The sequence below is a fragment of the Marinoscillum sp. HNIBRBA16962 genome (genome assembly GCF_057801515.1).
This window is the reverse complement of the sequence record NZ_CM173603.1, coordinates 2,497,633-2,523,080: the sequence shown is the minus strand read 5'-3', so window position 1 is coordinate 2,523,080 and position 25,448 is coordinate 2,497,633. Positions and strand designations below refer to the sequence as shown.

27 protein-coding genes are annotated in these 25,448 nt (G+C 44.0%); 18 read left to right on the top strand and 9 right to left on the bottom strand.

What is annotated here, in order from left to right; genetic code table 11:
* The first annotated feature begins 218 nt into the window (after positions 1-218).
* From AC3E9V_RS10770 to AC3E9V_RS10720, 11 genes are all read left to right on the top strand, one after another.
* Positions 219-581: a helix-turn-helix domain-containing protein gene (locus tag AC3E9V_RS10770; protein ID WP_488753198.1), complete on the top strand. Its 363-nt coding sequence runs from the start codon at positions 219-221 to the stop codon at positions 579-581.
* Positions 582-588: 7 nt separating this feature from the next.
* Positions 589-1,698 (top strand): tyrosine-type recombinase/integrase, encoded by a 1,110-nt coding sequence (locus tag AC3E9V_RS10765; protein ID WP_488753197.1) that lies wholly within the window; start codon positions 589-591, stop codon positions 1,696-1,698.
* A 43-nt stretch (positions 1,699-1,741) separates the two neighbouring features.
* Entirely contained in the window at positions 1,742-2,038 is a 297-nt protein-coding gene (locus AC3E9V_RS10760; protein ID WP_488753196.1) for a type II toxin-antitoxin system HigB family toxin, read from the top strand.
* 13 nt (positions 2,039-2,051) lie between these two features.
* Positions 2,052-2,405, top strand: coding sequence for a helix-turn-helix domain-containing protein (locus tag AC3E9V_RS10755; RefSeq protein ID WP_488753195.1), 354 nt, complete (start codon positions 2,052-2,054; stop codon positions 2,403-2,405).
* Positions 2,406-2,436: 31 nt separating this feature from the next.
* Entirely contained in the window at positions 2,437-3,069 is a 633-nt protein-coding gene (locus tag AC3E9V_RS10750) for a hypothetical protein (protein ID WP_488753194.1), read from the top strand.
* 295 nt (positions 3,070-3,364) lie between these two features.
* Positions 3,365-3,649 (top strand): helix-turn-helix domain-containing protein, encoded by a 285-nt coding sequence (locus tag AC3E9V_RS10745; protein WP_488753193.1) that lies wholly within the window; start codon positions 3,365-3,367, stop codon positions 3,647-3,649.
* 233 nt (positions 3,650-3,882) lie between these two features.
* Complete coding sequence (locus tag AC3E9V_RS10740) at positions 3,883-4,224, top strand: hypothetical protein (RefSeq protein ID WP_488753192.1); 342 nt, start codon at positions 3,883-3,885, stop codon at positions 4,222-4,224.
* Complete coding sequence (locus AC3E9V_RS10735; protein ID WP_488753191.1) at positions 4,221-5,438, top strand: VapE domain-containing protein; 1,218 nt, start codon at positions 4,221-4,223, stop codon at positions 5,436-5,438. The genes AC3E9V_RS10740 and AC3E9V_RS10735 overlap by 4 nt, the downstream gene beginning before the upstream one ends.
* A gap of 211 nt (positions 5,439-5,649) precedes the next feature.
* Positions 5,650-5,868, top strand: a complete 219-nt coding sequence (locus tag AC3E9V_RS10730; RefSeq protein WP_488753190.1) for a hypothetical protein — start codon at positions 5,650-5,652, stop codon at positions 5,866-5,868.
* A gap of 278 nt (positions 5,869-6,146) precedes the next feature.
* Positions 6,147-7,094, top strand: coding sequence for a helix-turn-helix domain-containing protein (locus AC3E9V_RS10725; RefSeq protein ID WP_488753189.1), 948 nt, complete (start codon positions 6,147-6,149; stop codon positions 7,092-7,094).
* A complete protein-coding gene (locus AC3E9V_RS10720; protein ID WP_488753188.1) occupies positions 7,091-7,927 on the top strand; it encodes a hypothetical protein in 837 nt (278 codons plus the stop codon). The genes AC3E9V_RS10725 and AC3E9V_RS10720 overlap by 4 nt, the downstream gene beginning before the upstream one ends.
* Positions 7,928-8,035: 108 nt before the next feature.
* On the opposite strand, the gene AC3E9V_RS10715 is transcribed toward AC3E9V_RS10720, so the two are convergent.
* The gene (locus AC3E9V_RS10715) at positions 8,036-8,266 is read right to left on the bottom strand and encodes a hypothetical protein (protein WP_488753187.1); all 231 of its coding nucleotides are present in this window, start codon (positions 8,264-8,266) and stop codon (positions 8,036-8,038) included.
* A gap of 6 nt (positions 8,267-8,272) precedes the next feature.
* Complete coding sequence (locus AC3E9V_RS10710; RefSeq protein ID WP_488753186.1) at positions 8,273-8,761, bottom strand: hypothetical protein; 489 nt, start codon at positions 8,759-8,761, stop codon at positions 8,273-8,275.
* Between the two features lie 332 nt (positions 8,762-9,093).
* Here AC3E9V_RS10710 and AC3E9V_RS10705 point away from each other — a divergent pair, with 332 nt between their 5' ends.
* Together AC3E9V_RS10705 and AC3E9V_RS10700 are read left to right on the top strand one after the other, a co-directional pair.
* Positions 9,094-9,327, top strand: a complete 234-nt coding sequence (locus AC3E9V_RS10705; protein ID WP_488753185.1) for a ribbon-helix-helix domain-containing protein — start codon at positions 9,094-9,096, stop codon at positions 9,325-9,327.
* A gap of 1 nt (position 9,328) precedes the next feature.
* A complete protein-coding gene (locus AC3E9V_RS10700; RefSeq protein WP_488753184.1) occupies positions 9,329-9,727 on the top strand; it encodes a PIN domain-containing protein in 399 nt (132 codons plus the stop codon).
* 99 nt (positions 9,728-9,826) lie between these two features.
* Here AC3E9V_RS10700 and AC3E9V_RS10695 read toward each other — a convergent pair whose 3' ends face one another.
* The 4 genes from AC3E9V_RS10695 to AC3E9V_RS10680 all read right to left on the bottom strand — a co-directional run bounded on the left by AC3E9V_RS10695 (position 9,827) and on the right by AC3E9V_RS10680 (position 14,694).
* Positions 9,827-11,296 carry a hypothetical protein gene (locus AC3E9V_RS10695; RefSeq protein WP_488753183.1) on the bottom strand — a complete coding sequence of 490 codons (1,470 nt, stop codon included), beginning with the start codon at positions 11,294-11,296 and terminating at the stop codon, positions 9,827-9,829.
* A gap of 85 nt (positions 11,297-11,381) precedes the next feature.
* Positions 11,382-12,686, bottom strand: coding sequence for a hypothetical protein (locus AC3E9V_RS10690; protein WP_488753182.1), 1,305 nt, complete (start codon positions 12,684-12,686; stop codon positions 11,382-11,384).
* A gap of 314 nt (positions 12,687-13,000) precedes the next feature.
* Positions 13,001-13,867: an SDR family oxidoreductase gene (locus tag AC3E9V_RS10685; RefSeq protein ID WP_488753181.1), complete on the bottom strand. Its 867-nt coding sequence runs from the start codon at positions 13,865-13,867 to the stop codon at positions 13,001-13,003.
* Between the two features lie 149 nt (positions 13,868-14,016).
* Positions 14,017-14,694 carry a DsbA family oxidoreductase gene (locus AC3E9V_RS10680; protein ID WP_488753180.1) on the bottom strand — a complete coding sequence of 226 codons (678 nt, stop codon included), beginning with the start codon at positions 14,692-14,694 and terminating at the stop codon, positions 14,017-14,019.
* A 318-nt stretch (positions 14,695-15,012) separates the two neighbouring features.
* Here AC3E9V_RS10680 and AC3E9V_RS10675 point away from each other — a divergent pair, with 318 nt between their 5' ends.
* The 4 genes from AC3E9V_RS10675 (at position 15,013) to AC3E9V_RS10660 (ending at position 21,545) form a co-directional block, all read left to right on the top strand.
* Complete coding sequence (locus AC3E9V_RS10675) at positions 15,013-15,372, top strand: winged helix-turn-helix transcriptional regulator (protein ID WP_488753179.1); 360 nt, start codon at positions 15,013-15,015, stop codon at positions 15,370-15,372.
* A 288-nt stretch (positions 15,373-15,660) separates the two neighbouring features.
* Positions 15,661-17,103 (top strand): alpha-L-fucosidase, encoded by a 1,443-nt coding sequence (locus AC3E9V_RS10670; RefSeq protein WP_488753178.1) that lies wholly within the window; start codon positions 15,661-15,663, stop codon positions 17,101-17,103.
* A 372-nt stretch (positions 17,104-17,475) separates the two neighbouring features.
* Complete coding sequence (locus tag AC3E9V_RS10665; RefSeq protein ID WP_488753177.1) at positions 17,476-17,682, top strand: DNA alkylation repair protein; 207 nt, start codon at positions 17,476-17,478, stop codon at positions 17,680-17,682.
* Between the two features lie 347 nt (positions 17,683-18,029).
* On the top strand, positions 18,030-21,545 hold the full coding sequence (locus AC3E9V_RS10660) for a discoidin domain-containing protein (RefSeq protein WP_488753176.1): 3,516 nt from the start codon (positions 18,030-18,032) through the stop codon (positions 21,543-21,545).
* A gap of 228 nt (positions 21,546-21,773) precedes the next feature.
* Here the strand turns inward: AC3E9V_RS10660 and AC3E9V_RS10655 are convergent, their stop codons facing one another.
* On the bottom strand, positions 21,774-22,835 hold the full coding sequence (locus tag AC3E9V_RS10655; protein ID WP_488753175.1) for an alkaline phosphatase D family protein: 1,062 nt from the start codon (positions 22,833-22,835) through the stop codon (positions 21,774-21,776).
* Positions 22,836-23,126: 291 nt separating this feature from the next.
* Entirely contained in the window at positions 23,127-23,489 is a 363-nt protein-coding gene (locus AC3E9V_RS10650) for a VOC family protein (protein ID WP_488753174.1), read from the bottom strand.
* 505 nt (positions 23,490-23,994) lie between these two features.
* Between AC3E9V_RS10650 and AC3E9V_RS10645 the strand changes: the two genes are divergently transcribed.
* Positions 23,995-24,366 (top strand): DUF6261 family protein, encoded by a 372-nt coding sequence (locus AC3E9V_RS10645; protein ID WP_488753173.1) that lies wholly within the window; start codon positions 23,995-23,997, stop codon positions 24,364-24,366.
* A 364-nt stretch (positions 24,367-24,730) separates the two neighbouring features.
* Here AC3E9V_RS10645 and AC3E9V_RS10640 read toward each other — a convergent pair whose 3' ends face one another.
* Entirely contained in the window at positions 24,731-25,447 is a 717-nt protein-coding gene (locus AC3E9V_RS10640) for a DUF3800 domain-containing protein (RefSeq protein ID WP_488753172.1), read from the bottom strand.
* Between the last annotated feature and the right edge of the window lies 1 nt (position 25,448).

Sequence of the window (25,448 nt, the reverse complement as noted above, 5' to 3'; positions counted from 1 at the left end):
AAGGATCATTAATGATTGATAAATATTACCAAATATAACAATATTGGTCATTAAACAATAATAAGGCCAATTTTAATCTCACCTTGTTAATCTCTTTTCAGCCTTGCTAATCAAATAACTGTACCCTGTTTGTACCTCATTGATTATATTTGTACCTCGTTGTATCATAAGGGAGAGATTATGACACAATAGGACACATAAAGACACAATCCGACTCAATGAGTTCAAATATATACATTCAGCGAATTTGCGAGCAATGCGGAAATGAGTTTACCGCCAGAACCACCGTAACCAGGTACTGTGGAGATGCCTGTGCGAAGAAGGCTTACAAGATCCGGATGCGAAACAAAAAGGTCGCAGATAGCAATAAGGAAACGGCTCAAACTAAAGAGCAGCCGTTGAAGGATCTTCAGACACGCCAGTTTCTGAGCGTCCGAGAAACCTGCACTCTCCTGGGGATCAGCCAAAGGACCATTTATAGAATGATCGAGCGAAAAGAATTGAAACCAGGCAAAGCAGGCCGCCGAACAATCATTCCACGGTCCCAAATCGATCAGATTTTTAACCACCACCATTACTGAATAAGACATGGCCACACAAGTAAAACTACGAACCAAAACTATATCCAAGGACCGCTTAAGCTACTACCTGGACTTTTACCCTCCTATACCCCACCCCGAGACTGGTAAACCTACCCGAAGGGAGTTTCTGAACATTCATATCCTTGAAAAACCCAAAACCTACGAGGATAAAGAAACCAACCGGAACCTGAAGAGCCTGGCTGAAAGTATCCGTGCTAAAAGACAACTGGAGCTAACTGAAGGGGATTTTGGTTTTCTAATCAAAAGAGACAAGTCTGATCCTGACTTTATTCAATTCTTTGATCAGATGTGCGAGACCAAAAAACGCACCACCAGCCAGAGCAACTGGAGCAATTGGAAAAGTACTGGCAACCACCTCAAAAAAGTCTTCGGGAAAATTAAGCCGATGAGCCAGGTCACCGCGACCATGTGCCAGGAGTTCAAAGAACACCTCACTAATACCCTGGCGCAAAACTCCGCCCACTCCTATTTTCTCAAGTTTCGTGAGGCAATTAATGAGGCGAGATCCGAAGGACTGATGACACATGATCCGCTCCACAAAATCAAAATCATCCCAGCGGCAGAAACCAAACGGGAATTCCTGAGCCTGGAAGAGCTGCGACTAATGTCCAATGCAGACTGCCCGCTGGAATGGCTGAAACGAGCTGCATTGTTTACCTCCCTTACCGGATTAAGGTTTGTGGACGTACAAAAACTAAGATGGTCAGACATTGAGCACTCCACCGAGCTGGGCTATTATATCAGGTTCACCCAGCGCAAAACTAAGGGAACCGAAACCCTGCCCATCACCGACCAGGCCTTTTCTTATCTAGGTGAAAGGAAGAATCCGGATTCAAGAATATTTGAAAGCATCCCCGAAAAGATGGGAAGCTGGGAAAACATCCGACTAAAGCAGTGGGCTTTGAATGCCGGTATCACCAAAGAAATAACTTTCCATGTCTTCAGGCATACATTTGCCACCCTCCAATTGACCCTGGGAACAGATATATACACAGTCTCAAAAATGTTGGGCCACAAAAACCTGAAGACCACACAGATCTATGCCAAAGTAATCGACGAAAAGAAGCGCGAAGCGGCGAACAAAATTAAGATATGAAATAAATTACACATTGTGTAACTTTACAAAAGCAATTGAGTAAATGAGGATAGTAACATTCCGAAGGATAAAGGAATACACCGAAAAAGTACCGGAAACAAAAACAGCATTGGAAGAATGGTACCACAAAACCAGGAAAGCGCAATGGGAAAATTTCCGAGACATGAAGCAATCCTTTAATAGTGTGGACCATGCCGGCAACAACCGGTACGTGTTCAACATCAAAGGGAATAAATTCAGGCTGATCGCCATCGTAATATTTGCTTCTCAAAAGATCTACATTCGGTTTATCGGTACGCATTCGGAATATGACGATATCGACGATTACTCAACCATCTAAACGAAAACAGATTATGATCACAGAAAAGGAATATGAAAAGCACCTGGCCCGGATCGAGGAACTACTTAATGTCGTGGGCAATGATACAGCTCCGGAAGATCCTGCGTTCATCGAACTGGATGAACTGTCTGACCTGGTAGCTGAGTATGAGGAAGCACACCTACCGGTACCTACTCCAGGGTTGATCGATATGGTCCGCTTGCGGATGTCTGAAATGGGTCTGAATCAAAAAGAACTGGCTGAACTCCTAGGAACTTCCGCCAGCAGGGTAAGCGAGTACTTGAAGGGCAAAAGGGATATTACCCTGGATATGGCTAAAAGAATACACAAAAAGCTGAATGTCGATGCAGACATTATCTTGCAATGAACTCATTTAGTGCATTCATCCACATTCGAAAATGGCCAAAAAAAGCAAGAGCACACCCGATACATCAACCGATGAAAGGCAAAGGTCTCTGAGGACGCTTGCAGAGATAATGTATAATCATTATACCCAAACTACAGACAAAGGATTAAATAAGGAACCTCCATCCAAGTCTGATCCAAAGCATAGCACTCTGAAAGACGAAGTTGAGGAACAAAAAAAGCATATCATATCCAGAGGCCCCTACAGTGACTATGATATCAATTCCAAGCTTCTCACTTGGTTAGTAGCAGAAAAAAGCCCTTTTAAAGAGAAGTCTCCCGATGAAAAGGACTTCTTACTGGAGTTGTACGAAGAGTTCAAAAAAAGAAATCGTATATATAAACAAGGATCAGAACCGCATCCGCTGGCCGCGGGGTACTTCATACAAAAAGAGGGAGCGGAGATCCGGGATCGGCATATCAAGAGAGCAGGATCAATTGAAGGCTACACAGATGAAAAATGCGCGGAAGTACTGGGATATATTTCAGCATACTTTGAACTTGTTGATGATTTAAGGGGAGTCAGAGAAAATACCCTCAATGGTATCAAAGTAGATACCCCAGATGCATCCCGACTCTCTCAAAACCAATTTGCAATTTTCATAAACCTTCTTATCGAGAATTGATGAATTTACCAAAGGCCAAAAGACCAAACAACTGGAGTCCTACGTCCAAACCTATTCTCCTAAAAAAGAGCGATCGATCGATAAACTGTCCAACTTAGTCAATACCCTGACAAATAATCCTATTAATTGGAAAAAAAGTGATACAGAAGCTGTTATAAAACTCATCCAATCAAACCCAAGTCTTAAGGACAGTATTAGCAATACTGAATATCTGCTACAAAAAGCTAAATAAACTACCCCGTAGGCTACCCCGTAGGTAATGCAAGAGTGCTTTTTGTAGCTCATAATTGCCCCTATGGAAGCAATCATAACTACTACCTTATCGCCGGCTGAACTTGAAAGTATAGTCTACCAGGCCGTCCGAGCGGCTACGCAGCACTTGGAACATATCCCACAGCCGGCTCCTGATGTTCGGCCAATGACCGTTGATCAGATATGCGAACTGACTGACCTTGCCAGGCCTACTATCTACCGACTGGTACAACAACAAGATATTCCCTACTTCCGACGAGCTAAGCGAATTTATTTCGATAGAGAAAAGGTATTGGAATGGATGGGTAAAAAACAAAAAAGGAGCTAAGTCCCCACTTAGTCTCCTTTTTAAAATTCTTCTTAAATGACACACGAATATACAAAAGCGTACGCGTTCTGGCAAAGCCAGAGCCTACAAATTAGCCAATCTACAGCGTTTTTAATCGAAAAGTACCCGCCGCGTACGCGTCCCGCATGGGTTTGTGCACGCATCCGGAAACTCCAACGGTACCGCGAGGCCTGCCGGGGTCAACTCTACCGACTCCAACCTAATCACCAAGCATGGCCACTGGAGGGGCTGGCAGCATGATATCCACCTACCATACGGCCCTGGAGCAGGCCCACAAACAATGGCAGGTCAGCTCCATCCTCCTCAACAGCCAGATCAATGATCTGGAAGACCTTAAACAGAAGATCAAGACGCCTTGGATGCAACAAAGGATAAACGAGCACATTGACTTCATAATTGACCTCCATAATAGTATTGATGACTATGTTAACCAGTCAGGGCATCTAATCCGGCTTCAGCAATTTAACGCTAATGTCCTCAATGAAAGCATCCAAGCCTATGCCTCCAAAGATGTGGAGCTATTCACAACTATGATCCAAAAACTCAGACCATGAAAATTACTAAGCGACCAGCTCCGGCCACCAAAGAGCCCAATGATCGCGATCTCAGCGAGATGAAACCAGTGGAGAAAATCAAAGTGCTATTCTCAGAACACCTGGCCGACCTCAAACGAAACGTCATCACTGGAGAATGGGAGATCAAGGGCAATCCTCTTACCGAAGAAGATATGAATAGCCACCTTTTAGATTTCCAGGGCAAAGCCACCGGAATAACGGAGGCTTTATTTTTCAGATTCCTCAAATCCAATAATATCAATTCATACAACCCCATCCTCAAGTTTTTTGAGACTCACAAAAAAATCAAGAAACCCGGACTGATCAAGGCCCTTGCGGCCACAATTGGGACTGACACTGGCATGACTGACAGCCAGTTTTCGCCAAACTTCACTGAACACTTCCTGACTAAATGGATGGTGGGGACAGTGGCCCAGGCACATGACCGGGGCGTGAACCCCTTGATGCTGATCCTAGCAGGTGCCAAGCAAAATACGGGGAAAACTCACTGGTTCAGAGAGTTGCTTCCTAAAGAGCTACGTGAGTACTTCGCGGAACCAAAGGGAATGAGTGACCTCAAAGATGCAGATCTGGGGATGCTTCTTACTGAGAATTTCCTGGTGCTGGATGATGAAATGGCCGGGAGAACCTGGAAAGATTATCAGAGAATGAAGAGCATGCTTTCGATGGCCAGTTTCACTATGCGGAGGCCATACGACAAGCGCCAACGTAAGTACCCGCGCCTGGCCAGTCTTTGCGCGACCAATAACAACCTGGATCTACTAGGAGATCCTACAGGCAACCGACGGATGATCCCGATAAATGTACTGTCAATAGATCATTCTGCATATAACGCCATCGACAAAGTGGGTCTATGGATGGAGGCCTATCACTTGATGGAATCCGGTTTTGATCACAACCTGAAGCAGGATGACATCAAGCTGCTAAATGATTGCACTAAAGACTTTGAAGTGGTTGACGAGACGATCGAGCTGATCGATGAGTACTTTCTAAGTCCTGACGAGAGCAGCTTAGGGAGAATGACTGCCACTCAAGTTGCCCAGGTACTCATGCGCTATTCCCCCTTTAAAAATTTGCATCCAAACCGCATCGGGGAACGATTGCGAAAAATGGGCTACCAGCAACGCAGGGACAATTCTACTGGTTCGCGGACGTGGATAATCGAACCAAAATCAGACTATCGACAACAATGATCTTACTTTTCATAATATATACTGTCAGTACTGTCAGTAGTAATACATATAGTAAGGTAACTCACTGTAAATCAGTATCAAAAGTTACTGACACCACCACTGACATCACACTGACACCAGAAATTATGCTGTCAGTAGAACTTACTGACACCACTGACACCACTGACACCACTTTTCAGAAAAAACTAAAAGTTTCTAAGAAACCTAAAGGATGCCTGAGAAGATAGACCATACTGCAAATAATACTGATCCGTATGCACTACGTACATGGAGCAAGTCTGCCGTTGCGGAGTCTCTTGGTATCTGCACAAAAACCCTAAAAAAAAGGCTCAAATACCTGGGAATAAATCATCCTAATAAGACACTGACCATCCGGGAAGTTCGTACTCTGTTTGATGATTATGGATGGCCATCCGATCCTCCAAAATAAAAAGACTTCGAAACCTACGGAGGACAAATCACATCCGCTAAATGGGTCTCGAAGCCTTTAAAAACAAAATTAAGCTTCAAGGGCTACGGAGGACGAATCACATCCGCTAACAGGCCCTGAAACCTTTGAAACAAAGTTACCAAAAAAGCCGAAAAGAACCCAAAACAGAATTATTCGGAATAATTGAGGAAAAAACTCCCTGATACGGAAGGAACCGGAAAGTCTCAATCTCAAATGTGACAAATTAGCTTTTGAACGAACAAAATCTCATTTAAGACATGAAAAAGCAATTCAAAGAGGTAATCAAACTCCACAATCAGGGACTTACACCTGATGAGATAACAGAGCGTACTGGCTTAAGCCGTGCAACTGTGTACCGATGGATCTCACAGCACCAGCAAAGCCTGGCGCTAGCTGGCCTGGATGAACCAGGAGAGGATGACGATCAGGATTATTTGGGTGATGATACTGAAGAGGACATTGAAGAAGATTTAGAGGGACCGTCTCTAAACGGTTTCGGAAAATTGGTGAATACACTGGAGCGTGAAGCCGAAATCAAAACCAAAAGACTCCAGCGGGATGCTCTCAAAAGTTTTCACAGGATACTGGAGGGTCTGGAAGAGCATATAGCCGGCAGTACCTGGTCTAAGGATGATCTCAAAAAGGTACTGTCCGAAATCGATAGTGTGCTTGAATTAGTAGACGAGGCCTGCGGGTTTGAAGAGAAAGAATATAAGGATCTGAGCATTCATATCATAGCAAGCCTTATCAAAGACCTTTTCAAAAACTATCTTTACAATTTTACCGATGGGTTCAGGATACAATGGAACCAGCCGAACCTGGAAATACTTAAGGCAGGCTTGCAGATCGATGATTTTGATGACACTGACTTTGATGAGCAGGATTACAATCGCCAAAAGGCCTGGCTTGTTTTCAATGATTTTATTGATCAGATCCTTAAGCTGCAGGGAGTACTTAGTGTCTCCGAGGTAGACCAATGGGTTTCTGAACTGAAGCGGACCCGGGAAGTACTCGACGAGGATCTTCCGGAGGATCTGAATGGTGAATTCGACGAGGAGCTGCAGTTGCTGGACAAACTGCAAGAGTTCTTTAGAGAGCACAGAATCCGGACAGATGAAGCCATCTTTGGTAAGCGCTTTTCCTTGCCTGATGATCTCACCAAAATGATCAATAAGATTCAAAATCAAAATGAGGAAGAGGAATGAGACATCTATCTACCTATCCTATAACTTATCTCAATGGTCCTCCTATGATCAAACCAGGTATAATGCAAGGTATTCAAAACTATAAACTAAATACCAAACCAGGCTGGGTACAGCTGCGTCACAATATCCTTCAGGGTATTGAGCCGGTACCAAGTGGGGAAACTGTTGCTGAATTCTTAAAAAAGCTGGATCTACTGATCCTAAACTGGGACAATCCGGAAGTTCGCGAACACGTGATTGAAATCCTGATCTTCACGGATGAAAATTCCCGGTTGAGCGGGTTGGAAGGTGGGTTTTTCAAGAAGGTTTTTAAAGGTGTGAAAAAAGTGGCAAAAACTGCCTCCAAAATCGGAAAGTCACCTCTGGTAAAGACCCTGGTTAAAGGGGCGGTGCAGTTTTTGCCGCTTCCTGAAGTCGCCAAAGATCTGATCAGCAGGGGACAAAAAATTAAAAAATTTGCTAAGAACACAAAACCTTTTCAAAACCTGGTAACCCAAGTCCTTTCAAAGGGACAGTCGACGAGTTCTATTAAACCAACTGCACCAGTACAAAGCCATGTACAGAATGTGTTGCCAGCCCAAAATACTTCAGCCTTGCCATCTGAGGTTAAAGAGGCCTTCATTCGTAGAGAATTTCAGAAACCTAAACCATTCGTACGAGAGGAACTTACTGAAGATACCTATGTTCCGGATCCTCAACCACCAAAGAAAGAAAATACAACTGCGTACACAATTGCAGGCGTAGCGATGGGTGTCATTGGAATAGGTCTCATTGCGATTACAGCGTCTAACCAAAAAGATAAGCCGACTGGTACGCCAAGTGTACAAACTTGATACGCAAGAACGGTACATCATACGTACGGTTTTGCGAACTCTGGTTGTTTTTCGTTTATTGTTTTGAAAACTCCCCTTCCGGAAGTTCCGGAGAGGGGAGTTAATTTTTCAGTACCTGTCTCGTTGTTCCAAGAGTATTTGATTCATTTTGTGGGAGTCTTCAAGAAGTTTATCGGCACTATCTAACCTTCTTTCTAAAAATCCAATGAATTTCTTTTGCTCTTTTACGAGTTCCAGAACATCCAAGTCTCCTTCAATGATTCTATAAACAGTGAGCGCTTCTTCCATGGAAGGAAATGCAATAGTAGCAGATCCGTCCTGATTGATTTTTATGTTCATGTGATCTTATTTTTTTGTTGCGAGCAATTCTGCGGTGTAATTATATGCATCATACTCGTTATTGTCATAATCAACAAAAAAATTTATTTCCAGCTGTTTTCGACCTGAATCATAAAATCCGTCATACCTGACGCCATCAAGCTCAAAAGTCTTTATCCCACTGACTGTTAACTGATCACCTCCATCATCAGTTTGTTTTAAGTTGGATATATTAAATGCATACCCATTACCAGCTGGCTTTAAGAGAGAACTGGTAATTACGGTTTCATCGTTTGTCCCAGCATCGAGAATTATTCTGATCCTGGATCCGGTTTCCTCTACTTTCAGTGTTCCATTCTCAGTTTCGGTCATGTTCTGATCCTCCACAAGAGTGAACATAGCAGTATACGAGTAATTTCCCAGACTTTCAGCCTGATAATTAGGTGTCTCTTCCTTCTCTGAGCAGGAAGTCATCCATAGGATTGCCAATAAAGGCAGATACAATTGTTTTCTCATAATTTTTGCTTGTTTTGATCCTCATTTGTACCTCAAAAAAGCAAAAACAGCTTTAAATCATTATTAAAGCCAATTTTCACTTATTGTATCGGGAAGTAACCCCACAAACAACCCTTGTGATCTCTTACACTGATCAGGAGCACATCGATCCGGTCCAGGCGCTCATTCAATTCTTGAAAAGGGTTTCCATCACAAACATTTTGAGCCTCAGTCTACAATATTTCGAAGTGGATAATTGTGGGTTCTTAGTTTTGGGATTGAAATTGCAGAAGATGATAAGAAGAACTAAACTTTCTTATATTCGTAATATATTATAATATAACATATTCGGTATGAATATATCCGTTTACTTACCAGATACGCTTAAGAGTCGTTTCGATTCTTATGTTAAGAAAAAAGGAATGACTACTAATGGTGCCATTCGAAAAGCTGTTGAATTGCTGTTGAAGACTGAGTCTAACAAAAAATGGGGAGATTGGATCAACCAACTGGAACCAGACCCTGACTTTCCTGACATTGAAGATCTTAGAATGGATTTGAAACCACCTAAGGAAGATCTCTTTTAGCATGATCTACTTGTTAGACACTTGTGTCATCATTGATCTTATTAAAGGAGACGCAAATACTATTCAAGCAATGAAGTCCAAATCTCCTGATCAGGTAGCTATATCGACAATTACAGAATTTGAGTTGAGGTATGGTATGGAACAGGCTTCAAAATTGAAGAGTAAATCCAAAAGCATATTTGAAGCTATGCTATCGGAAATCAATATGCTGAATTTTGAATCAAAAGAAGCTTCAAAAGCTGCAGAAATCAGAAATCACCTGAGAGTTCTGGGAACACCCATTGGTCCTTATGATTTTCTAATTGCCGCCACCGCATTAGCCAATGATTTGATATTAGTGACATCAAATGAAAAGGAATTTACAAGGATACAGGAACTGAAAACAGAGAACTGGAGGTAGCGTTCTTAATCAGCCTAAATCAAGCAAAACAAAGAAAAATAGTTAAAAAAAGGCTGCCCTTTTGGACAACCTTATTAAAAGCCTGATTAATGAAAAGTGCTAATTGGAAGTGGCGCGAATGAACCGCTCTATTTTTCCTGGCTGGCCGGGAGGAAGTTCCTCCAGGAGGTCCGGCTTCACGATCGGTTTTCCAACTGTGTCCATCAGGAAGGAGAAGTCCCCGCCCAGGGTCGTCTGTGCCACGCCGTGACACCCCTGACATCCACCCATACTGAAGCGCATCTTCTTGCTACTGCTCAGCGTGTTGTTTTTGTGATTGTGGGGGGTGCCAATTCCGCTTCCGTGAAAGTCATTCAGCGTCGTGTCAGACTCAATCACGTAGTTGGCCAGGAAGAAACTAAAAGATGTAGAATCGTTCGTCGGCTGTCCCTGAACTCCCACCAGCTGATAATTGAGCCAGATGGAGTTGGGATTTTGTTCGCTTATTTGTGTATGTACTTCCTGTGTAGATTGTTTCACAATGGCTGGAATCTCCCTGTATCGGTTATAGTTGGAATAGAGGGGACCGGTCTCCCTGCCTCCCGAGAGCAGCCGGTAGCCCATGTTGCTCTTCGTCACGTTCTTATGCTCCCACGTAGCAAAGACAAACTCCTGGTTGTTTTGTGTCTTGTGGATGATATGTATCCCGATGAGGGCAAATTCCTTGTTGGAATAGGTAATCACACCGGAATCGTCCCTGTCATAAAAGATTGCATCCCTCGTAAAATAAAGAGAAGCTGTATCCTCAGGAACCAGTAACCTCCAGGCGGTCTTTACTTCAATGGAGCCCACCGTTTGAGTGTTGTTGTTTCCACAGGGCAGACAAAGCACACCTTCTGAGGGAGGGCAGTCGCATGAACCTGATGCACCTTCATAATAAGTATTGTAAGCCTTGATATTGTTGAAGGTGTTGGTGGTAGCTGCCAGGAGTTTCTCTTTCGCGTTGTAATTATTGTAAATGTATTCGTATTCATCACGGTTCACTTTTGCCTGGTACAGCACCATGAGTTCCTGATCATACTGGTTGGTGCGAGCATACAGGTCGCATGAGCCTATCTCATTGTTTTCGTCCAGGTTGTGAAACAGGGTGAAGCTGGCTGGTTGTCCACCGGGAAGCGTTTCGGGAACCAGCTTTGCCCCGAAGCTGTAATGTGGCGGATTGTCAAATACCTCCATGCTGTCAGAATACGGCCGTAGCTCGGATCTGTGAGCATAGGTTTCCCAGACCAAAAGATCGGAGTATGGAGCACTGGATGAACTCCAGTTCCAGCTTGTATCCGGATTATCTCTCAGTCCCGTAGTATTATAAGAGGATTTCCAATTCAATGCGATGAACTCCTCCCACGCAAATTTGATCAGGTCAATGCTATCTGCATTGGGTGGCACGTCATAAGGGGGAGTTGGGCTAAAATCAATCGAAAATTGCAAATCTTCTGCTTCAGAAAGTGTTTCACTTCCAACATTTTGAGTACATGTGCTTAGTAGTATCATAAACAGGATACTTACGATAGCGAGTTTAATATTCAACATAGTAGTTAGGTGTAGTTATTAATTAGCTCGTGTAGGGATGGACCATAAAAAATCCGTCTTTGTATTATTGGAAAAACGAAATGAATCAGCCGGGTCGATAAATCCATTTGGAGTATAAAAACTCCGTGGATATGCGGCCATCCGGTGACAACTCATACAATTGGTAAAGACTCCATACCACTGTACTGAATCTCCAAGTACAGTTGGTGTTTTTACCACTTAGGTTGGTTTCCAGGTACGGATTGTAGCTGATCAATGGTTCACCACCTTGCTCAGTTCCCGGAGGGGCCACCATGTAGTAAGCAGTTCTCATATTGTAGTTGGACCAGGGAGAATTGATGGTCGAAGGTCTGTCAGCTCCGAAGACCGGGTTTTGGTTATCCGGCGACCACCAGAACGTCTGCCAGGTCCAGTTTGGTATCTCTTTTCCAGTCACGTGCATGGCTACTAACAATGCATAGTTGCCGGGCCGGACCATGATAAGGATGTCTTCTTCGCCTGTTTGATTCTTCTTACCCACATCGTCACCCGATTTTGCGGCAAATTCACTGAAATTGATCGAATCCTCAGCGGTCAGCTGTATGGCGTAAAAATCATCAATGGACACAACCGGCCATTCCTGTCCTTTGATTGAGTAGTTTGAACCAACAGGTAATTTTCCACTCGGATCAATCACCACAAACTGCTTCCATGTGTGTGGCTCAGGGTTCGTAAGATCACTGGTTGACTGAGGCGATACCCCGGCCCAGTAAGGGATTGCAACAATTGAATCTTTACTGATGAATTGAAAAACAGGCTTTAAGACAATGGACAATTGATCTACCGTATCAATTGAGGTTTGAATTTGTCTGTTTACGACTGTTGTTCCAGTGCTATTAAATGAATTATTGATACTATCCAATACTGCTTTTTTATTAAATCCTTTCTCCCGGATGACATCTGCCACGCTTTTAGTGAACCTGTTAAATGAAGTTGGACGCTCAAAGGGATTTTCGGGGATGTCCGTCAAAACTGAAGTATGAACGAACTGAGTGGGGAATTCAAAGTCCCGGCTTATGGACCGATCGGTAATGGTATCCTCAAAAAGCTCGTATCCCGAATACCAGGTTTCCCATACCGGTAGTCCCACATCTGTAGGAGTGGTGATGGATTCCCACATATCCCAGGCATGGGCACGGATCTTCTCATTGTCCAGGTCGTTGATCCACCCATTGATCTCTTCCATGGTAGAAGGGTAAGACCTGACCGGGGGAGGATCCGCATAAAAAAGTTCGTTGACTTCCAAGACAAGGTCCTTCCTGGTTTTGTTTTTTGGTTCCGTAGGTGTGTTGCTTTCACAAGCGATGGCAAAAACGAGAGTTGTCGTCGCAAGCAGGTGTATTGATTTCATATGTAAATGGTTAGGTGTAATGGTAAGTTATATGAATATTCTTATTTATACAAAACGGAACTGTTTATATTTAATAAATAGTGTAGGCCGATCGCTCTCCCACCTGATCTTCAAAGGAGGCTTGGGCCAGTTTACTTTTTCTCTGGGAGAAAAAAGGAGAGTTTACTTTTTTAGTAAACCATGTTATCTAATTTCCCTGGCAATACTAATTTTCAGATGTTTTCTATAAAAAAAGCCCCTTTCGGGGCTCGTCAGATTATTTATTCAGAGATCGGATTGGTCTTCCCTGCAAGTCAGCAAAGGATACTTCATTCTTATTCCTGTTTATACACTTCCTTCAGAAAGTCGGAAAGCGACTGTGGCTTCCTGTCAAGTATCTGCTCCAGGGTATTGCCCGGCAGATCAAAATCATTGTTTTTCATCCCTGCAGCAAATAATACAGACATCTGCACTATACCTTCCGGCAAACCAAATTGCCTCAGTGTGGCTTCAAATTCTTTCGGATCGGGACTGGTATAAGGTATCTCTTTACCGGTAATCGCAGAGAGTTCGCGGGCAATGTCAGCAAACGATACCGATTCGGGACCTGTGAGGTTATAGGTCTTATTCTCATGTCCCTCCCCGCTTAAAAGAGTGGCCGTGGCTTCAGCCAGATCTGACCGGGTGGCAAAGGCTACCTTACCTTCTCCGGCAGGGAAGTAAACACCGGTTTCCAATACCTTTTCCCCTAAAAACATCGGGATTACGTCGTAATACAAGGTGTTTTGAAGGAACGTGTAGGTGAGTCCTGTTTCCCTGATGTAATCTTCGGTCCGGAAATGATCTTCCAGCAAAGGCTTTAAAGCTGAAGCGTTAATATCTTTCATCGTTACACCGGTATAGAATATATGTTTCACTCCTGCTTTCTTAGCTGCATCAACGACATTTTTATGCTGTCCCAACCGGTCATTAAAGTCGGATGACGAAACCAACAACAATTTGTCAACACCCTGAAAAGCAGCTTCCAATGAAGCCGGATCGTGATAATCCCCTACACGGATGTCCACGCCTTTGGCTTTCAGATCGGCCGCTTTACTTTGGTCACGTACCAAACCTGCTATTTGATCGGCAGGTGCTTTCTTCAATAGGTTTTCAATTACCAACCTTCCTAAATGCCCGGAGGCTCCTGTTACTAAAATCATTTGTTTCTGTTTTTATGGTTCAAAATCTATTTTAATGTGTTTAGCGGTTAGCGAACCTTCAAGCGTCCTCAAGGTCCTTGTAGCGTTTAAAGAATGACGCTCCATTTTGACGCTTGCAGGTCTTTCGCTCCGCTACAGACGCTTCAAGGTCACTCCGGCAGATGTTCCTTTTTCCAATTCTCAAAAGTGGTTTGTAACATGCTGGCGAAATCAGCTACCGGCATGGCACCACTAAATGAAGCCTTCCTTCCGATCACATAGGAAGGCACTCCCCTAAGCCCGAGATTTTGCGCCTCCCGGATATCAGCCCTTACTTCCGTGGCATATTGGTCGCTTGCGAATACTTCGCTGACAGTTTTCTCCTCCAGGCCTACTTCTACAGCTATCTTTATGAGTGTAGCATGGTCCTCCACGTTTTCGCCATTGGTGAAATGAGCCTGAAAGAGCCTTTCTTCCAGCTGATCAGCTAACCCGACTGTTTTGGAGTACTGGATCAGGCGGTGGGCATCAAACGTATTGGCCCAGACCCGTACATCCATGTTATAAGTAAGCCCTGAATTTTTCGCCATGGCGGTAACCCGCTCGTTCATCATTTTTGCCTGATCCACCGTGGTGCGAAGGTGTTCGGCCAATGCCTCGTCATTGTCCATACCTGGCTTATATCGAGCATCAGGCATCAACTGGAAGCTTCGCCAGACTACTTCTACTTTGTCTTTATGAGGGAATTGCGACAAGGCCGTTTCAAAATTGCGCTTGCCGATATAGCAGAACGGACAGGCAATATCTGACCATATCTCTACTTCCATTTTTTCTTGTGCTACTGCCATATTATCAGCGTTTTGGTTTTGACTGTTTTGGGAGGAAGCCATTAAGCTGTACCCCACCCATAACAGTGCTAGTGTTACCTTTTTACCGGTTTGTATGATATTATACCTTTTCAAAGTCAATCGTCCTTTTAACCTTTTCGGATTTTCCGGAAAAACCACTTGACAAAAGTACGGGACAGATGGTTTCCAGGATACACTTGTTACCTTTTGGTAACCAGTTACTAATTGGTAACTACGGCCAATTCTTTTATCTTTGCAGGCTGTTAAATTGTAACATTGATTACTAAATTTCAATGCGTACCAAAACGCACAAAGACGATGGAGAAAAAGCAAACAGAAGAATTATCGGGCCATTGTAAGGTGTTGATCCAGGGAATAAGGGATACCCAGGACCTGTTAAGTGGCAAATGGAAAACAGGGATCATTGGCGCGCTGTATTACCGCGGCAAGATGCGGTTTATGGAGTTGCGAAGGGAACTGGAGGGTATTGCCCCCAAGATGCTGTCGCAGGAGCTAAAGGATCTGGAAATGAACCACCTCGTGACACGCACGGTCTACAATACCATGCCTTTGACCGTGGAGTATGAATTGACTGAACACGGAAAAAGCCTTAACGCTGTTATTGAGGCCATGGGCAGCTGGGGTGTTAAGTACAGGAAGCAGATAGTGGAGATGTAGTCATTTGTTGGCAATCCTATTAGATTGATCAATGATAGAAATTAGCTGTAGGGATCGTTCTGATTTTGCTGCAAGAACTAAAAAAATTCTGGAAAATCAACCTTAAAGATCACCCGAACCGGCCATCCTATAATCAATGCTTTATATAACTTCCATCCCATAAGATTAGATATTTATGAAATGAGCATGATGCTCAACTTAGATATTGATCGGACCGCCGAAGCGGCCATACCAACCAGGTATAATCAAAGAGTTGCAGCAAACCGCTAATTTCGAAACTTTGAACACATGAAAAAACGCCTGGCTATCTTAGTGCTTTCTATACCTGGCACTGTTTTTTTCCTCTTTGCACAAGAAGGTAATCTTCACAAAAGGTCCTCCGCCTATCAATGGCCGGAAGATCCAATGGTGCTGGAAAAACTGGATACCTGGCAGGACCTGAAATTTGGAATGATTATCCACTGGGGACTCTATGCCGTCCCCGGCACTATTGAATCATGGGAGCTGTGTTCAGAGCCCTGGCTCAATCGACCGGACAGCATGACCTATCATGAATACAAGCAATGGTATTGGGGACTCAATGGACAATTTAACCCGGTGAACTTTAACCCCGAACAGTGGGCTAAAGCGGCTAAAGATGCTGGCATGAAATACATGGTTTTCACAACCAAGTACCATGACGGTTTCAATATGTTTGATACCCGGCAAACCGATTATAAGATAACCAACGGGCCTTTTGCCTCCGACCCAAGAGCCAATGTTGCCAAATATGTATTCGAGGCATTCCGAAAAGAAGGCATGATGGTCGGCGCTTACTACTCCAAGCCCGACTGGCATTCTCAGTACTTCTGGTGGGACAAGTACGCCACCCCAAACAGAAATGTGAATTACGACACGCGTAAATTCCCGGAACGATGGAGCAGGTTTAAGCAGTTTGCGGCAGCTCAGATCCATGAATTGGCCACAGAATACGGACCAATCGATATTCTTTGGCTGGATGGCGGATGGGTACGGCCCAGGGAAACGGTGAACGACGAAGTAAGAAGCTGGGGAGCTCCGATACCCGATTACGATATGAGTATCGATATTCCAGCTATTGCAGAAAAAGCTAGAAAGCATCAACCGGGGATGCTGATCGTAGACCGGACCGTGCATGGAAAGTTTGAAAACTACCAGACACCTGAACGATCTATTATTGAAAAGCAGCTTGCCCACCCCTGGGAAAGCTGTGTCCCCCTGGGTAATAACTGGGGGTATGTTCCAAATGACGAATTAAAATCCGCGACTGAAGTCATTCATCTTTTAGTGGAAACGGTTGCCAAAGGAGGCAATCTGCTTTTGGGTATTGGTCCCAAACCGGATGGCACACTTCGTCAGGCAGATATTGAGATATTGGAAGAGAACGGAAAATGGATGGAGGCAAACGGTAAAGCTATTTATAACACCCGGACCACGGAGCACTACCAGGACGACAACATCTACTTCACTGCAGGCGAGGACGGAAAACTTTACGCCCTGATCAATTTAACGGAGGGTGAAAAAATACCTTCCAGGATCACCTGGAAGGGCAATGTACCTAAGGACAAATCCACGATCAAACTGATAAGCACAAATCAGGCGGTGGAATGGCGTGTAAATGGAGTTGAAGTAACGGTAGATGTGCCCCGAAGCTTTATTTCTAAAACTAACACCTACCCTTCCCTGGTATTTGAATTCATCCCTGCTGAATGACCGTGGAGTATGAATTGACTGAGCGCGGAAAAGCCTGAACGCTGTTATTGAGGCCATGGGAAACCGGGTGTAAAAAATAGGAAGCAGATGGTGGAGATGTAGGATTCCAGGACAGTTATCACAAACGTTAACATTACTGCCACATGCTCCTTTCCCCATGGCAGCCGGTCATACTTTGGTACTATTTTTTATCCTCCACCCTCATTTTGGTACCAAAGTATGAACCCGATCATATCGGTAAATCATAGGTTTACACAAAAAACCAGGCGTATGAAACCAGTCTATGCCTGGAAAAGTGAAAAAGGAAAAACCTACAAAGCCATGACTCTTAAAGAAACTCTAACCAGGCTCAAATCGCTCAGCAATTAAAAAATGCTTGCTCATAACCGCAAAAATGGTGCTGGCGACAATCAATATGGTGTCAAACTGGGTGACATACGAACGGTCGCAAAAGGAATAAAGACCAACCATGAACTGGCCGTGGAGCTGTGGAATACCGGAAACATTGATGCTCAGCTGCTGGCTATCCTCGTCGCAATCTGGATCAATGAAATGGTCCGCAGGCCACGCTATTCGTAGAGTTTCTCTACGAATTTCAGTTTCCCGGAGCCCTAAAGACTCCACAATCATTCACTTGTCTCTGGAGCCTTCAAAAGCCTACAATGGTATCGTATGAATATTTAGCTTCAGTTTTTGATATTCAGCCTATCGCCGGAAGGAAACTGTTTTTCTGTGGGTGATGATGGACAGGCGCACAACTGATAGTGACATTCATCACAACATTGAAAAACCCCGGAGAAAAAGAATAACCAAAAAGGGCCGGATTCAAGTATCATTTCAGTGTCAACCCCCTTATTTAATAGACAGAGTAAGTAAGTTCTCTTGTTTTTGTTTTATTGATTGTGAGTCACATTTAGAGGGTTTTTATGAGAAAAGGATTTTTACTATTGAGTACATTGATGCTGGCTGTTTTGATCATTGCCGGCATTTTCAAATCAGTCAACAGGACTGAAACTACTGACCTCAAAGTGGAAAAGGAAGACAAGCGCGAAAACAAAGGACGTCCTGATCAGCCTGTATTGTCCGGCGAAGAAAAAGAACATTTTTTAGCATACCTATACCTAAAGAACAGACAGGAGCAGTCCGGACAATCCTCGGCCCGGACCTTGAGTGAGAGCACTTATGCAAATGGGAGGTTAACCGGAACCTGGTCGCCGAAGCTGTCGCAAAGCGGGTGGTTTGGCTACCGGGTAGACAACTCTGCCTACGACTCCCTGAGAGACGTCTTTTATGTAGTATCCTATGCCGGACACCTGTATAAGCTAGAATACCAGGACGAAGTGAAATGGACACTGCTAAACCACAAAATAGTATTAAATCCTCCCAGTAACTCTTCTCCAAATCCGGTATTTCTGGGTGTTTTGCTACCCGATGCTACCTTCAGGCTGCTTCGTAGCAATGACGAACTCAACCGCATGGAATACTCTGACGATGAGGGTATCACCTGGAATGCAAGTACGGGGGCCAGTGTCACGCAGAGCCCTTCCAACCAGGCATTTGTCATTTCGGACAATGGGGAGAAACGTATCGTTTTGCATACCTACCATGCCGGAAACCACCATCTCTACTTCTCTGATGACCATGGCGCTACCTACACAGAATCTTCCCACAGTATTCCGATCTCGACCTCCGATATGAGGATAGCAAAAACGTTCAATAAAAACGAGGCTTTTATGTGGGTATGGAGCAAATCAGCAAAGACCATCGACTCCTATAAGTACAATCCGGCCATTGATGATTTTGAGCTGACTACTGAATCTGCCTCCACACTGGAGGGCACCAACCTCTCAAGTGTGGCTGCCACCTACCACAACGGAACCTATCACTTTTACCTATCGACCATCAACTCCACGTATACGGTTTACTACTCCTCTGATGAAGGAGCCACCTGGACACAAAAGAATGCTGGCAGGGACAAGCCCTTCGAGGTAATTTGCCCCAATAAGCCCAACATACTTATCAGTGGCTTTGAGGATATGAAGATATCAACAAATTATGGAGCTAGCTGGACCGGCTATGGACATAAACTGGGATGGGACTTGCAGCACATGCGCACTTTTGAAAAGGCCGGGGGCGGGCATATCACGCTGGCCGGGCTTGATTTTGGCTGCTACATATCAGAGACACCCGAAGATAAAGACTCCTACAAGTGGTGTAACAATGGCGCCTGGTATGCCATGCACTACGATGCTGCCTCCAGCCAAAACTTCAACTCTATTTACATGGCCAACCAGGATCGGGGGAGTACTGCTTATTATGATTCCGGCACCAAGGTTAGTACTAAAGATATAGACGGCACAGATGTCCTCAGGGTAAGCTTTGCCAATCATGAGACGTCTGTATGGACCTGGTTTTACTATGGCCGCATTCGGCACAGGTATAATTTCCCTACCGGTAAAACCGCAACTGCAGTATATGACGGACTGGGCAACTGGTGGGCGGCTCCCATCATCGCCTCTCCTGATCCCTCAGAGGATGCGATCTATGCCGCCTATGGCAGTAATCTGCAAAAGTTTAGCTACAATGCATCTAACAACACCATTGCTAAAACCGCACATCCTTTTGATTTCAAAACGCAGTTTGGGGACGAGCTCGGTGGGTTTGGGTATTCTGAGCTGAACAGGGACCTGTGGTACGCTGCGCTCAATAATGGTGATTTTGTGTATTCAAAAGACGGAGGCCAGACCTGGACCAAATCATCCTACACCGGCCAAAAACCCAGGGCCAATGATCAGGCATACAACTTCGCCAAAAATCAGATTGTCATCAAAGCATCCAGGCTGGACACCAACAAAGTATACTATGCTGGTGTTGGCAACTCATTTCTGATCTCAGAGAATGGAGGCGAGAATTTTGTGCTCAAGAATAATGGTTTAAACATTTACCGCATGCGTGACTTTGCCCTTTCACCGGATGAGAGGTTCATATTTGCGGCGTGTGGGTATGGGGGTGCCTGGGTGTATTCCGTGGAAGACGATAGCTGGAGCCAAATGAGTGACGACCCGGTACCAAGTGTTGATTTTACAGATGTGGAGTTTATTGAAAGAAAGAACTGCGTCAGGTTCAGCACCTATGGAAGTGGAATTATAGAACTTACCCTCAACAATAGCTTCAGTATCCTGAAGGCACCGGATAGCCTCAGTGCAAAGGTAGTATCCATAGCAAATCATGTAGCACTAAGCTGGGCAGATGAGTCTACTAATGAGGATGGTTTTTACATCGAAAGAGCAGCCTCCGATGGGGATTTTGCTCAGATAGGCACCATCCTGTCCGACAGAACCAGCTATACCGATACCAGCGCGGCGTATGACAAGACATATTATTACAGGGTAAAAGCCTTTAAAAATGATTCCGTTTCTTATCAGTCTAACATCGCCATCGCATCAGTGCCTGCGGAAGGTCAGCTAAGTAAGTCTGGCTGGTCTGTAGTGTCATTCAGCAGCGAAGAGGTAGAAGGGGCATATACTCCGGCGAAATATGCTATTGATGATAAAAAAGACACTTACTGGCATACCCAGTGGGATGAGGCTCAGCCCTCCCACCCACACCACATTGCCATTGATCTGGGGCAGGAAGCGATGATTTCCGGTTTTCGCTATCTGCCCAGGCAGGATGGTAACTCCGCTGGTTCAATCGCAGAATATGAAATCTATATTTCCAGCGACCCGGAGAACTGGGGCGACATTGTGACTACAGGCCAGTTTGGTTCAGGCTCCGTATGGAAAGAAGTGTTGCTTGAACAGCCAGCAATGGGCCGGTATGTGAAGGTAGTCGCTTTGTCTGAGGTAGACGGAATGGCCTATACCAGTGCTGCAGAGATCGATGTGCTTTACTATACCGAAGCTCCGGAAACACCGGCAGAGTTTACTGCTACGATTATTGATGAGGGTGATGTGCATCTCTGGTGGCGTGATAAAGCAGAATACGAACTGGGCTATATGATTGAGCAGTTGATAGATGGAGCGTTTGAGCAAATTGCTTCGATTGGCCCAAAGAATCCCTATTACACGCTATATGATCTTCCTCTTGACTCTACTTACCAGTTTCGTGTGAGGTCCTATAACAATGCGGGCCCTTCAGCTCCCAGTAATGTTGCCGAGGCAGATCTAAGGAGCAAAACTGTTTTGGCTGCCGAGCCGGAGCTGGGCATCAAAGTCTTTCCAAATCCAGGCTCAGCCTACATTACGGTGGAAATGCCCGACCATTTGCATGAGCCTACGCTGAGGGTCGTCAGCCTTCAGGGAAAGATACTTTTCACAAAGCATCTCCCGACGGGCAGCACTTCGATCAAAGTCTCACTCATGGACATTCCGAAAGGGATCTACCTTGTTGAGCTGTTTGATGGTCATCACCGGATCACCCAAAGGATAAGGAAAATTTGATGCAAGCTGGCTCTAGGGTTATTAATATTGAGATGAAAGGAGTCGCTTAACACGCTATTCGTAGAGTTTCTCTACGAATTTTAGCAGTTTCTCGGTTTTGTACAGCCAGGCCGAGTGACCGCTATGTAGTGGCTTGCAGCTTACGGTAAACAGCCAAAGGCTGTATGAATATAGATCACTCGGCTGGAGCCGAGCGATTGCTGAAGAAACCTGATAAATTTTACTTGCTTAATTCTCAGCAAGCTCACTCAATTTTACCTCCTCCTCTATCCTCACACTACCATCTGCAGCTATGGTCTGCATTTTAACTATGGGATCAGCTACACCCCAGTTTATATCAATAAAACCAAAATTTGGGCGGGCATAGGCCTCTCCTATACGATATGAATTCACGGCTTTTGACCATGACTCTACATAGTTTGTGATACCACTGGAAGTGAAGTCGTACAGCGGATAAGGGCCTTCATTTGTTTTGGATATCTCAGAAAAGTGGACATCACCGCTGACAAACAGGACACCACTGGCATTGGTTTTATCAATCAGGCGAAACAACCTTTTCCTTTCATGGGGGAAATTACCCCAGGACTCCATTCCTTTTTCATAGGGTACTACCTGTATACTGGATGCGATAATGCGCAGATCCGCCTCTTTTCCAAGCTGTTCCTCCAGCCATTTCCACTGGGCCTCTCCCAGAATAGTGGTTGTGGTATCATCAGTAGGTAGATACCACCCTACAATATTCTGCTGCTGCTTAATTTCGTTACTGGCTGTATTGGGTAGCTGCTCATCCTTAAAATAGCGTGTATCAAGTAATATCACCTGGACTTTCCTGCCCGTCTCACCAAATATTTGAGCGCCATAAATGCCGGGTCGGGTTCTTCTTGGATCATTTTTATCAACATTAAAAAAATCGAGAAATATAGCTTCGGATTCTTCCTTTTTAGGATAAGACGCTCCTCCGTCATTCACCCCGTAATCATGATCATCCCATATCGACAAAACCTTACAGGTGTCTATAAGCTTTTGATACCCGGGTTTAGCGGCCAGTTTAGCATACTTCTGTTTCATAACCGACATATCCTCCGTATCCGCATAAATATTATCCCCGATAAAAAGGAACAGGTCCGGCGCCTTGCTGACAACAACATCCCAAATGGGTTGGGGATTATTCTGTGAAGCACAAGACCCAAAGGCAATCCTTTGGATCACTTGCTCCTGCTCTTTGGGAGCTTTACAAGCTGACAAAATACCTGTTATGAATACGACCATGAATAAATTGACTGACTTCATACCTTTGGTTTGTGCTGAATGAATAATTTGGAGGCTACCCTAAATTAGGGATTAATACCTCGTTTCAGCTGAAAATAGGGCAAAAGATTAAGGGTTTTATAGCAGTTGCCCGGTTTTGTGCAGCCAGGCCGAGTGACCACATTATGTTGTGAGCTTGCAGCTTACGGTAAACAGTCAAAGGCTGTATGAATACAGATCACTCGGCTGGAGCCGAGCGATTGCTGAGAAAAGTCTAATTTCTCAAGTTGGTTTTTCTGAGCAAAAAGATTGTTGTTCGTCTCTTACTCATATTTATACGTCTTCAACTATAAAAATTGCATTATTATTCAAATCGTAGAATCCAAATTCATTGGTATTCCAAGGTGTGTTTAGTCTTAGTTTTTCCTTTTTAACTGTCCCTCTATCTACAAATTCATCAAGAATTGGTCTAATATTATTGACAAATATTTTAATAACTGAGCCTCCAAGAAGTGGGTCATCTTCTGTATCAGCATGCCATTGTAAATGGACGCAAAGATTCTCTCTTCTCAAAACTGCATACATATTGTCCTTATGCAAAAGTTTAAAGCCTACGTATTTTTCGTACCATTCAACATCTCTGTCGATATCTTGACTTGGTAATACAGGTGATATCTCTAATAATTCAGTTTTCATGTTTTTTAATGTGCTAGTAGAGTAGAGCCTGCCAGCTCCACTTTTTGCTATAAATATAACAAAACAGAACTGGCAGCGCCCCCTACATCAAACCGTGCATGAAGTTTTCCCTCACACGGCCGGGCAACGTTTGCTTACCGATAGAGTTCTTTGCTTGACATTCACAGAAATCTACCCTTTGTAGATCATAAGGTTATTGACGAGATATCCCTACTACAAAATCACTTCCTGCTTGATCAACCACATAGCAACATCTAGATTTAACTACTCTCTATTCAGCCGATAGGACAATGCCAGTACTGATAGTATCAAATCTATATTTGCTTCTCTAAAGTAGAGCCCCTTCCCTAGCCTGAGTTATGTTGTCTCAGATGTCATTGGTATTATGGGCTCCCCCGTTCGAGCGCGTTTGTAACGCGTTCGTATCTATCTTTTCCATGCAGAGCGCAGCACGTTTTCCGCTCACCGGAAACTCATCGATGGGGACAGTGAGCTGATAACCATTATGGACGAGCTGTATCTCACGGACTATTACATGGCCATGAAAACCTCCAACCAGGAGTTTGATGCCACATACCTGGAGCGCAACAGTGAGTATGCCAGCATGCCGGATGAGTCGCTGACGAGCCTGCGGGACAAGGCAGAGGAGTCGTTCAGAGAGCTGGTGAAGCACCTGAATGCACACCTGGTGCTGGCCGAAGATCCGGCGCCTTTCCGGGAGCTGGCCGCAGAGATAAACACCCTGCTGGAGTCTTACTATGAGGTGGTAGAGCGCCGAAAATCCGGAGGTGGAGCGCCTGCCGGGGATACCGATGAGGAAGCCCTGGATGCTGACTTTGAAGAAGCCGCCACAGAAGAAAATTTAGCCGAAAAATAATGAAAAACAGTACAGGCCGGGAAACCGGCCTTTTTTCTGCTTTGTATTAAAATGTTCACCAGTCTTATTTCTGGCACGGAAGTAACTTTCACGCCAGTTGGAGTACCACCAAAGTATTTTGACTGATAAAACCCCATTAATTCATAGGCCCATTGGATTTGTACCACTTCGTGGCACACCAACGATCAGATAAGCTCAGTGAGCATATCCTCTCAATTTGATTCTAAATTTACTATTCCCACCGAAAATTATTGACGGCTCAGTTTGCTTATTGAGCTTATCATTTGTTATAATTCTTCTTATCTTTATGATGGTCGTCAGTTGGTTTTGCTGTTGTAGGGCCTTTAAGCTGACGACTTTTTTCTCAAATCTTGATCTGCGTTATTGAAAATTTTCCCTCATCTGAAATATCTAGTAAACTAGAAGTACCTAAACTTCCGTTCAACTTTTTCAGTATCTCAGTTTTTATGGAGTTTTTAACTGAGGCTGCCTGCCCATAAATACTCCCTGTCAGTAAATCAGTTAATTGGAGAATGTCATTTTCTTTTTGTTTAATCCAATTAATGGAAGCGGAGGTTTGAAAAAAGGGCATTTCAGTTTCCTCGATGTTTCTCCGTTCGACATTCAAAATGTCTGACTTACTAACCATCAAATCATCATGGAGTTTTTGATAATTTGATTTATAGATATGGTTAAGGTATTCAAAATAGTCATCTCTTTCAGCACTAAGGTTTCCTAAGATCAATCTTGAATGGAACGATAGGGAAGGTTCGTTAAAAAAAAAATCAATTAAATCCAGTGCATAGGAAAGTTTATACTTATCACGACTTCTATACTTTAATTCACATCGATAGTCATGTTTTTGGCGTAACAAATTTATTACTGACAAACATTTGTTTTGATCTACACATTTCACAGAACCAATAACAAAAATACCGTCACCGGGTAGAGTACCGCTCTCATCGAAAAATATGTTACTAGGTTCTTCTATAACTGGATTCATTTGTCCATAACCTATGTAAGGAATACTTATGGTGATAGCTCCTAGTACCTTTGTGAATTTACGTCTTGTTAATTTCATT

Bases quoted from the DNA above. Each gene is read 5' to 3' on its own strand.
- AC3E9V_RS10680 (WP_488753180.1), bottom strand. From the start codon at position 14,694: ATGGCAGTAGCACAAGAAAAAATGGAAGTAGAGATATGGTCAGATATT.
- AC3E9V_RS10655 (WP_488753175.1), bottom strand. From the start codon at position 22,835: ATGAAGTCAGTCAATTTATTCATGGTCGTATTCATAACAGGTATTTTG.
- AC3E9V_RS10715 (WP_488753187.1), bottom strand. From the start codon at position 8,266: ATGAACATAAAAATCAATCAGGACGGATCTGCTACTATTGCATTTCCT.
- AC3E9V_RS10735 (WP_488753191.1), top strand. From the start codon at position 4,221: ATGAAAATTACTAAGCGACCAGCTCCGGCCACCAAAGAGCCCAATGAT.
- AC3E9V_RS10755 (WP_488753195.1), top strand. From the start codon at position 2,052: ATGATCACAGAAAAGGAATATGAAAAGCACCTGGCCCGGATCGAGGAA.
- AC3E9V_RS10740 (WP_488753192.1), top strand. From the start codon at position 3,883: ATGGCCACTGGAGGGGCTGGCAGCATGATATCCACCTACCATACGGCC.
- AC3E9V_RS10645 (WP_488753173.1), top strand. From the start codon at position 23,995: ATGGACGAGCTGTATCTCACGGACTATTACATGGCCATGAAAACCTCC.
- AC3E9V_RS10650 (WP_488753174.1), bottom strand. From the start codon at position 23,489: ATGAAAACTGAATTATTAGAGATATCACCTGTATTACCAAGTCAAGAT.
- AC3E9V_RS10750 (WP_488753194.1), top strand. From the start codon at position 2,437: ATGGCCAAAAAAAGCAAGAGCACACCCGATACATCAACCGATGAAAGG.
- AC3E9V_RS10660 (WP_488753176.1), top strand. From the start codon at position 18,030: ATGAGAAAAGGATTTTTACTATTGAGTACATTGATGCTGGCTGTTTTG.
- AC3E9V_RS10730 (WP_488753190.1), top strand. From the start codon at position 5,650: ATGCCTGAGAAGATAGACCATACTGCAAATAATACTGATCCGTATGCA.
- AC3E9V_RS10705 (WP_488753185.1), top strand. From the start codon at position 9,094: ATGAATATATCCGTTTACTTACCAGATACGCTTAAGAGTCGTTTCGAT.
- AC3E9V_RS10720 (WP_488753188.1), top strand. From the start codon at position 7,091: ATGAGACATCTATCTACCTATCCTATAACTTATCTCAATGGTCCTCCT.
- AC3E9V_RS10640 (WP_488753172.1), bottom strand. From the start codon at position 25,447: ATGAAATTAACAAGACGTAAATTCACAAAGGTACTAGGAGCTATCACC.
- AC3E9V_RS10695 (WP_488753183.1), bottom strand. From the start codon at position 11,296: ATGTTGAATATTAAACTCGCTATCGTAAGTATCCTGTTTATGATACTA.
- AC3E9V_RS10685 (WP_488753181.1), bottom strand. From the start codon at position 13,867: ATGATTTTAGTAACAGGAGCCTCCGGGCATTTAGGAAGGTTGGTAATT.
- AC3E9V_RS10675 (WP_488753179.1), top strand. From the start codon at position 15,013: ATGGAGAAAAAGCAAACAGAAGAATTATCGGGCCATTGTAAGGTGTTG.
- AC3E9V_RS10700 (WP_488753184.1), top strand. From the start codon at position 9,329: ATGATCTACTTGTTAGACACTTGTGTCATCATTGATCTTATTAAAGGA.
- AC3E9V_RS10725 (WP_488753189.1), top strand. From the start codon at position 6,147: ATGAAAAAGCAATTCAAAGAGGTAATCAAACTCCACAATCAGGGACTT.
- AC3E9V_RS10765 (WP_488753197.1), top strand. From the start codon at position 589: ATGGCCACACAAGTAAAACTACGAACCAAAACTATATCCAAGGACCGC.
- AC3E9V_RS10670 (WP_488753178.1), top strand. From the start codon at position 15,661: ATGAAAAAACGCCTGGCTATCTTAGTGCTTTCTATACCTGGCACTGTT.
- AC3E9V_RS10770 (WP_488753198.1), top strand. From the start codon at position 219: ATGAGTTCAAATATATACATTCAGCGAATTTGCGAGCAATGCGGAAAT.
- AC3E9V_RS10710 (WP_488753186.1), bottom strand. From the start codon at position 8,761: ATGAGAAAACAATTGTATCTGCCTTTATTGGCAATCCTATGGATGACT.
- AC3E9V_RS10665 (WP_488753177.1), top strand. From the start codon at position 17,476: ATGCTTGCTCATAACCGCAAAAATGGTGCTGGCGACAATCAATATGGT.
- AC3E9V_RS10760 (WP_488753196.1), top strand. From the start codon at position 1,742: ATGAGGATAGTAACATTCCGAAGGATAAAGGAATACACCGAAAAAGTA.
- AC3E9V_RS10745 (WP_488753193.1), top strand. From the start codon at position 3,365: ATGGAAGCAATCATAACTACTACCTTATCGCCGGCTGAACTTGAAAGT.
- AC3E9V_RS10690 (WP_488753182.1), bottom strand. From the start codon at position 12,686: ATGAAATCAATACACCTGCTTGCGACGACAACTCTCGTTTTTGCCATC.